Genomic DNA, 2,637 nt, shown 5'->3' on the forward strand with positions numbered 1-2,637 from the left:
AACCCACCCGCTTGTGGGGGTGCTCCCGGCCGGGCCCCGCCCCCCGGCCGTGGTGTTGTGCCCGGGCCCAGGCGCACCGGCCCCCGCCCCCCCCCCCCCACGGGGGGCCCCGCGTTCGGCCGTCCGCCGGTCGGACCCACGACCGTGCCCGCTCCGGGCCGTCACGGCAGGTCACCGTCGTGTGCGTACCGCCGCGCGGGTGATCCCGTCCGGCACGCGAACGGACCAGCGCCGGTACGGCCGCCCCTCGAAGGCCCTCGGTCGGCCCCGGCCCACCCGGGGGATCAGCGGTGGCGGGCCGGAACACGCGCTCATAACTTCGCGATATGACGAAACGACAGATCGCCCTCCTGGCGTGCACCGCGGCCCTCGCGGCCTCGGGTCTCGGCGCCGCCGCGCCGACGGCCGGCCACGGGAAGGTGCACCGGGTGAAGCCGGGCGAATCGATCCAGAAGGCCGTGGACTCCGCGCGCCCCGGCGACACGGTGCTCCTCGCCCCGGGCACGTACCGCGAGAGCGTCCGCATCACCACCCCGAACCTCACGCTCCGCGGTTCGGGCGTCTTCCCGACCGTGATCGCGCCGGCGGCCGCCCCCGGCGCCGACGCGTGCGCGAAGGCGGGCAACGGCATCTGTGTCACCGGCACCGAGGCCCGCCCCGTCGAGAACGTGACCGTCCGCTCGCTGACCCTCAGGGGCTTCGCCGCGAACGGCCTGTGGGCCAAGTGGACCGACCGCCTGGAGGTCCGGGGCGTCACCGCCGAGTCGAACGGAACCTGGGGCATCGCCCAGGAGCGGTCCGTACGCGGCGTCCTCCGCCACAACGTCGCCCGGAACAACGGGGACGCCGGTCTGTTCCTGGCCAACACCGTCACCGAGGAGGGCGGAGCCACCGACACCCACGGCACGGTCGTCAGCGGCAACCGCGTGTCCGGCAACCGGATCGGCATCACGGTGCGCCGCCTGCGGAACCTGACCGTCGACCGCAACGAGGCGACGGGCAACTGCGCCGCCGTGTTCGTGGTGGGCGACGAGTCCACCCCGCGCGCCGGGGCGATCGGCGTGCGCCGGAACCACATCCACGAGAACAACAAGCTGTGCCCGAAGACCCCGCGCCTGCCCGCCCTCCAGGGCTCGGGCATCGTGCTCACCGGCGCCGAGGACACCGTCGTCGAGCGCAACCGGGTCGAGGACAACGTCGGCAGCTCGCCGCTGTCCGGCGGCATCGTGCTGTTCAAGAGCTTCGTGGGCGTCCCCAACGAGCGCATCGAGATCCGCGACAACGTGGCGCTGCGCAACGGCACCGCCGACCTCGCCGACCGCGACACCGGAAAGACCAACACCTTCCGCGGCAACACCTGCGGCGTCTCCCAGCCCGCGGGCATGTGCTGACCGCGCCCGCCCCTCCCCCACCGATCCCTCCCGCCCCTCCCCCACCCGCAGGCACGACAGCAAAGGCAAGGCGACCCAGATGACGACCGTCGAATCCGCCGAATCCGCTCCCCCGCCGCCCATGCGGCTGAGAGAACTCGTCTTCGGCGCGGCCTGTGCCGCCGCCGTGCGCGCGGCCGCCCGCCTGGGCGTGGCCGACGCGCTGGGAGACGCGCCCATGACCGCGGAGGACCTCGCGGCCGCGGTGAAGACCGAACCGCGCACCCTGCGGCGGCTGCTGCGCGCCCTGGCCTGCCAGGGCGTCTTCACGGAGCTGCCCGACGGCACCTTCGCCCACACGGAGATGTCACGGCTGCTGCGCGAGGACGACCCGCACAGCCTGCGCTACATCGCGCTGTGGTGCACGGAGCCGTGGACGTGGGACGTCTGGCCCAAGCTCGACGAGGCGGTGCGCTCCGGCCGCAACGTCTTCGAGGACGTGTACGAGCGGGAGTTCTTCTCGTACCTCAACGAGGAGGCCCCGGAGTCCGCGTACGTGTTCAACCGGGCCATGACGACGTCGAGCCGGCAGTCCGCCGAGGACGTCGCCGACCTGCTCGACCTGCGCGGGGCGTCCTCCGTCGCGGACATCGGCGGCGGCCAGGGCCACGTCCTGGCGAGCCTCCTGGAGAAGCACCCCACGCTGCACGGCACGCTGCTCGACCTGCCGGCGGTGGTCGGCAACGCCGACCCGCGGCTGCGCGAGGGCGGCTCGCTGGCCTCCCGCGTCACGATCGAGCCCGGCGACTGCCGGGACTCCATCCCGGTCCGGGCCGACGTCTACGTCATCAAGAACATCCTGGAGTGGGACGACGACAGCACCCGCAGGTGCCTGGCGAACGTCCGGAAGGCCGCGAAGCCGGGTGCCCGGGTCGTCGTCATCGAGAACCTCGTCGACGACACCCCGTCGATGCGGTTCACGACGGCCATGGACCTGCTCCTGCTGCTCAACGTCGGCGGTGCGAAGCACACCCGCCAGAGCATGGTGGACCGGCTCACGGCCGCCGGGCTCGTGATCGGCGAGATCCGTCCGGTCAACGCGTACCTGCATGCCTTCGAGTGCACCGTGCCCGCCTGATCCCGGACCCGTCCGGACAACCCGAGGCCGCCCCCGCCCCGGGGGTGGCGGGGGGGGGGGGGCGCGGGGGAGCGGGGTTTTCGGCGCGCGGGGCCGCGGGCGCCGCGCCCCCCGGTGTTACAGTGGCGC

2 protein-coding genes are annotated in these 2,637 nt (G+C 73.8%); both read left to right on the forward strand.

The window, feature by feature from the left end; genetic code table 11:
• Positions 1-326 precede the first annotated feature (326 nt).
• The gene (locus tag ACFV2S_RS15570) at positions 327-1,391 is read left to right on the forward strand and encodes a nitrous oxide reductase family maturation protein NosD (RefSeq protein ID WP_385558370.1); all 1,065 of its coding nucleotides are present in this window, start codon (positions 327-329) and stop codon (positions 1,389-1,391) included.
• Positions 1,392-1,470: 79 nt separating this feature from the next.
• On the forward strand, positions 1,471-2,508 hold the full coding sequence (locus ACFV2S_RS15575) for a methyltransferase (protein ID WP_385558373.1): 1,038 nt from the start codon (positions 1,471-1,473) through the stop codon (positions 2,506-2,508).
• Positions 2,509-2,637 lie beyond the last annotated feature (129 nt).

Origin of the sequence: Streptomyces sp. NPDC059695, from assembly GCF_042733785.1 — a bacterium.
Classification (GTDB): domain Bacteria; phylum Actinomycetota; class Actinomycetes; order Streptomycetales; family Streptomycetaceae; genus Streptomyces.

Bases quoted from the DNA above. Each gene is read 5' to 3' on its own strand.
- ACFV2S_RS15570 (WP_385558370.1), top strand. From the start codon at position 327: ATGACGAAACGACAGATCGCCCTCCTGGCGTGCACCGCGGCCCTCGCG.
- ACFV2S_RS15575 (WP_385558373.1), top strand. From the start codon at position 1,471: ATGACGACCGTCGAATCCGCCGAATCCGCTCCCCCGCCGCCCATGCGG.